3 protein-coding genes are annotated in these 4,208 nt (G+C 63.8%); all 3 read left to right on the plus strand.

Going from position 1 to position 4,208, the window contains the following annotated elements:
* Positions 1–47 precede the first annotated feature (47 nt).
* Positions 48–2,585 (plus strand): DNA topoisomerase (ATP-hydrolyzing) subunit B, encoded by a 2,538-nt coding sequence (gyrB, locus tag RMN84_RS10710; protein ID WP_309612160.1) that lies wholly within the window; start codon positions 48–50, stop codon positions 2,583–2,585.
* Positions 2,586–2,654: 69 nt separating this feature from the next.
* Positions 2,655–3,437, plus strand: a complete 783-nt coding sequence (locus RMN84_RS10715) for an ATP-binding protein (RefSeq protein ID WP_309612161.1) — start codon at positions 2,655–2,657, stop codon at positions 3,435–3,437.
* 40 nt (positions 3,438–3,477) lie between these two features.
* A partial coding sequence (locus RMN84_RS10720) for an endonuclease/exonuclease/phosphatase family protein (RefSeq protein WP_309612162.1) occupies positions 3,478–4,208 on the plus strand: 731 nt, incomplete at its 3' end.

Below are 4,208 nucleotides of genomic sequence, written 5' to 3' on the forward strand. Positions count from 1 at the left end.
CCTGCGTGCGCGCGTGACTTCCTGCCACGAATCCCTATATCCATGGCATGGCAGAAGATCCCAATCAGAATGAATATGGCGCGGACAGCATCAAGGTGCTCAAGGGCCTCGACGCGGTGCGCAAGCGGCCGGGTATGTACATCGGCGACACCGACGACGGGTCGGGCCTCCACCATATGGTGTTCGAGGTCAGCGACAATGCGATCGACGAAGCGCTCGCCGGGCACTGCGACCGCATCCTGATCCAGCTCAACCCCGATGGATCGGTCACGGTCGAGGATAATGGTCGCGGCATTCCGACCGGAATTCATACCGAGGAAGGCGTCAGTGCAGCCGAGGTCATCATGACCCAGCTCCACGCCGGCGGTAAGTTCGAGAACACGAGCGACGATAATGCCTATAAGGTCTCAGGCGGCCTCCACGGCGTCGGCGTGTCGGTCGTCAACGCGCTCAGCGAATGGCTTGACCTGACCATCTGGCGCGACGGCGAGGAGCATAATATGCGCTTCGCCTTCGGTGACGCGGTGGCGCCGTTGAAGCTCGTTGGCCCCGCGCCGGAAGGAAAAAAAGGCACGCGCGTGACCTTTTTCCCGTCGCCTGCGACCTTCAAGATCACCGAATTCGACTTCGAAAAGCTCGAGCATCGCTACCGCGAGCTGGCCTTCCTCAACTCCGGCGTTCGCCTGATCCTGGCCGATGCGCGCCACGAGGAACGGGTCGAGCATGAGTTGTACTATGAGGGCGGGATCGCCGCCTTCGTTAAATATCTCGACCGCGCCAAGACTCCGCTGTTCCCCGAACCGATCGCCATTTCGGCGGTCCGCGACGGCATCGGCATCGACGTCGCGCTGGAGTGGAACGACAGCTATTACGAGAATGTCCTGCCGTTCACCAACAACATCCCGCAGCGCGACGGCGGCACGCACATGGCCGCGTTCCGCGCCGCACTGACCCGCACGATCAACAATTATGCCGACAAGTCGGGCATGCTCAAGAAGGAACGGGTCACCCTCACCGGCGACGACATGCGCGAGGGGCTGACCGCGATCGTCTCGGTCAAGCTGCCCGACCCCAAGTTCAGTTCGCAGACCAAGGACAAGCTGGTCTCGTCCGAAGTCCGCCAGCCGCTCGAAAGCCTGATGGGTGACAAGATGGCCGAATGGCTGGAAGAGAATCCGGCCAACGCCCGCTCGATCGTCCAGAAAACAATCGATGCCGCCGCCGCGCGCGAGGCGGCGCGCAAGGCCCGTGACGCCAGCCGCAAGACGGTCATGGGTGTCGGCGGCCTGCCGGGCAAGCTGCACGATTGCCGTGAGCGCGATCCAGCCCGCTCCGAACTGTTCATCGTCGAAGGCGATTCCGCCGGCGGCTCGGCCAAGTCGGGACGCAACAGCGAATATCAGGCGATCTTGCCGATCCGCGGCAAGATCCTCAACGTCGAGCGCGCGCGGACCGACCGCATGCTGTCGTCGAAGGAGATCATCTCGCTGATCCAGGCGATGGGCACGGGCATCGGCCGCGAGGAGTTCAACCTCGACAAGCTGCGCTATCACAAGATTATCATCATGACCGACGCCGACGTCGACGGCGCCCACATCCGGACGCTGTTGCTGACCTTCTTCTATCGCCAGATGCCCGAGCTGATCGACGCTGGCCACCTGCTCATCGCCCAGCCGCCGCTGTACAAGGCGACCCGCCGCAAGGCGGTCGAATATCTCAAGGACGAGGCGGCGCTCGACGATTATCTGGTCCGCAATGGGGTCGAACTGGCGCTGCTCGACGGAATCGGCTCGGGCGCGCCGCTGCTGGCGCTGGTCGAACATGCCCGGCGGATGCGATCGCTGATGCGCTATGCCCCGCGCCGCTACGATCCGGTGATCGTCGAGACGTTGTCGCTCGGCGGCGCGCTCGATCCCGCGATTGGCGCGCCCGAGCGGGCGACGCGGCTGGCAGAGGTCATGCGCCGGCTCGATCAGGGCGATCCCGAAGCCGCCTGGACCGCGCGGATGACGGCCGAGGGGGGGTTCCATTTCGAACGGCTGTGGCGCGGCGTGACCGATCACCACATCATCGAAGCGGCATTCATCGATTCCGCCGAAGCGCGCAAATTGCACTCGCTTGCCCAGGAGCAGGCGGAAATATACGTCGGCGCGCGCAAGCTGATCGCGATCAAGAGCGCAGATCTGGCGGAAACGTCGGCCGAAACTGACAGCGACGAGCTACCGGGGAGCGAAGAGGGCAACGCGCTTCGCGACGATGACTCCGAAGCCGACGCGGACGCGGATGCGTTGGTCATCGGCAAGGGCGAGAATCTGGTCGCCCGCCCGTCGCAGCTGCTCGACGCCATCCTGGCCGCCGGGCGAAAGGGCCTCGCCATCCAGCGCTACAAGGGGCTCGGCGAGATGAACGCCGATCAATTGTGGGAAACCACGCTCGACCCGCTTAACCGCTCGATGCTCCGCGTCGAAGTGACCCAGGCCGATGTCGCCGACGAGATCTTCACGCGCCTGATGGGCGACGTCGTCGAGCCGCGCCGCGAGTTCATTCAGGACAATGCGCTGAACGTCGCCAACCTCGACGTCTGATCGTCGTTAATCGAACGCTAACTTAAACATCCGTTCCCGACCGATATCGCGCTGATCGCCGAGCAGGCGGTGCAAGCGAAATCGACGTTCCTCGCCAACATGAGCCATGAAATACGCACGCCGATGAACGGGGTCGTCGGCTTTACCGACCTGCTGCTGGCGGGACAATTGCGCGACGAACAGCGCTGCCATGTCGAAATGCTCGCCGATTCGGGCCGGTCGATGATGCGACTGCTCAACGACATCCTCGACATTTCGCGGATCGAAGCCGGCCAGATGCAGATTGCGAACGAACCGTTCGACCTACTCCATCGGCTTGGAGATGCGACCCGCCTGATGCACTCGATCGCCGAGCGCAAGGGCCTCGACCTCGCCTTTTCTACGCACGGCGAGGTGCCCACGTGGGTCATCGGCGACCAGCTGAGCGTACGCCAGATCCTGCTCAACCTGATCGGCAATGCCGTCAAATTCACTGAACGGGGGAGCATCCGCGTACAGGTCTCGGTCGATCGCAGCGCGCTCGGCCAGCGGATCATCGTTGCGGTTTGCGATAGTGGCATCGGTATCGCGGAGGACCAGCTCGACCCGATATTCAATCAATTTGCGCAGGCCGACAGCTCGATCGCCAGCCGGTTCGGCGGCACAGAGCTCGGCCTGACGATCAGCGTCCAGCTCGCGCACGCGATGGGTGGTGCGCTGTGCGTCGAAAGCGAGGTGGGCATCGGCACGACCTTCACGCTGACGCTACCGCTGATCGAGGCGGCGGCCGACACGAAACAGTCCCGCAACGCTCGCCCCATTCCGGCAGTTCTCTCGCGGCGCGGCGATCGACCGCGCATCCGTGCCGGATAAGCGCTCGGAACATCCGCGTCCGCCCGCTATTGTCCCCCCGATGACCGGCCCCACCATTACCGTCGCCTCCTATAATATGCGCAAGGCGATCGGGATCGACCGGCGGCGCAACCCCGGACGCGTGCTCGCCGTGTTGCAGGAGATCGATGCTGACATCGTCGCGCTGCAGGAGGCGGACAAGCGCTTTGGCACCCGCGCTTCGGCCGTGCCTCACGCACTAATCGACGATCATGGGCTCTACAAACCGGTCGAGTTCGGGGTCAGCCATTCGCGTTTCGCCCACGCGTTCCCGTTCGGCGAGCAGATCGAAACGAAGCTCGGTCTCGTAACGAAGAATCTCGGCTGGCACGGCAACGCCATCTTGGTGAAACGCGAGGTCGAGATTACCGGCTATGAAGCGCTCGACCTGCCGACGCTTGAGCCGCGCGGCGCGGTCCTCGCCGAGCTCGACATTCGTGGCTTGGAAGTGCGCATCGTCGGCATGCACCTTGATCTCTCCGGACTGTGGCGCAAGCGGCAGGTACACTCGATCCTCGACCATATCCGCCGCCGCCACCGGCCGATGCCGACGATCATCATGGGCGACACCAATGAATGGCGTGAGGGCGGCGGCGTGCTGAAGGAGTTTCTGCCGGGGTTCGAGATTGCCAATACCGGGTTCAGCTTCCACGCCCGCCGCCCGGTCGCCGCGCTCGACCGGATCATCGTCGACAAGAAGCTCAGGATCGCCTCATGCGGGGTTCATCGCAGCGTTGCTGCGGCCAAGGCCTC

It is taken from the genome of Sphingomonas sp., assembly GCF_031380695.1.
GTDB lineage: Bacteria > Pseudomonadota > Alphaproteobacteria > Sphingomonadales > Sphingomonadaceae > Sphingomicrobium.

Coding starts and splice junctions, on each gene's coding strand:
- gyrB (WP_309612160.1), top strand. CDS start 48: ATGGCAGAAGATCCCAATCAGAATGAATATGGCGCGGACAGCATCAAG.